The organism is Micromonospora sp. CV4 (genome assembly GCF_003667455.1).
Taxonomy (GTDB): domain Bacteria; phylum Actinomycetota; class Actinomycetes; order Mycobacteriales; family Micromonosporaceae; genus Micromonospora.
This window is the reverse complement of the sequence record NZ_RCVI01000059.1, coordinates 1-1,068: the sequence shown is the minus strand read 5'-3', so window position 1 is coordinate 1,068 and position 1,068 is coordinate 1. Positions and strand designations below refer to the sequence as shown.

General features: G+C 74.3%; 2 protein-coding genes. Both read left to right on the top strand.

What is annotated here, in order from left to right:
- A partial coding sequence (locus EAD98_RS00315; protein WP_147457296.1) for a substrate-binding domain-containing protein occupies window positions 1–375 on the top strand: 375 nt, incomplete at its 5' end.
- Between the two features lie 70 nt (window positions 376–445).
- Entirely contained in the window at window positions 446–979 is a 534-nt protein-coding gene (locus EAD98_RS00310) for a GNAT family N-acetyltransferase (RefSeq protein ID WP_233583652.1), read from the top strand.
- Window positions 980–1,068: the final 89 nt, after the last annotated feature.

Genomic DNA, 1,068 nt, shown 5'->3' with positions numbered 1-1,068 from the left:
GTAGCCGTCGGCCCGGCGTCGCGGCACCGCCGGGCCGACGGCTACCGTGCCGCCCGCGCCCTGCTCGCCCACCCGGACCGTCCGGACGCCATCTTCTGCCACTCCGACCCCCTCGCCATCGGCGCGATGCGCGCCGCCTTCGACGCCGGGCTGCGTGTCCCCGCCGACGTCGCCGTGATGGGCGTCGGCGACATCGAGGAGGGGCGCTACTCCCGGCCGACGCTGAGCACCGTCTCCGTCGACACCGGCTTTCTCGCCCGGGAGGCCGTGGCCCGGCTCGCCGCCCGGATCGAGCGGCCCGACGCGGCGGTCGCCGTGGTCACCGCGCCGCACACCGTGCTGCCCCGGGAGAGCACCGATCCCACGGTGCGCTGACCGACGCGGCTCGCGGGCGCAGCGTCTGCGGTTGGACAGCGCCCGGGCAGGTCCGTCAGAGTGGTCCGCCGTGAGATACCTGCGCACCGGCGATCGTGCCGCGATCCGCCGACCCCGGCCCACCGACCGCGACGAGTTCGTGGCGGCGGCGCGGCGCAGCCGGGACCTGCACCACCCGTGGCTGGCCGCGCCGGACAGCCCGGAGGAGTACGACCGGTACCTGAGCCGGATCCGCCGCCGCGACAGCTCCGGCTACCTGATCTGCGACCGGGCCAGCGGCGACATCGCCGGCTACGTGACCATCAGCGGGATCGTGCTGGGCGCGCTGCGCGGCGGCTACCTCGGGTACGCGGCGTTCCAGCCGTATAGCGGCACCGGGCACGCCTCGGCGGGCCTCGCCCTGGTCATCGACCACGCGTTCGGGGTGCTCGGGCTGCACCGCCTGGAGGCGAACATCCAACCCGGCAACGAGCCGTCCCTGCGGGTGGCCCGCAAGCTGGGTTTCCGGCTGGAGGGCTTCTCCCCGGACTACCTGTTCATCGACGGCGCGTGGCGCGACCACGAACGCTGGGCGATCACGGCCCCAACCCCTGCGGCCCGTTGACGTGATCAAGAGGTTCGCGTCACGACACGCCGAGGCTGGTGACGCGAACCTCTTGATCACCGAGGACGGGGCAGGGGGAGGGGGTTAGC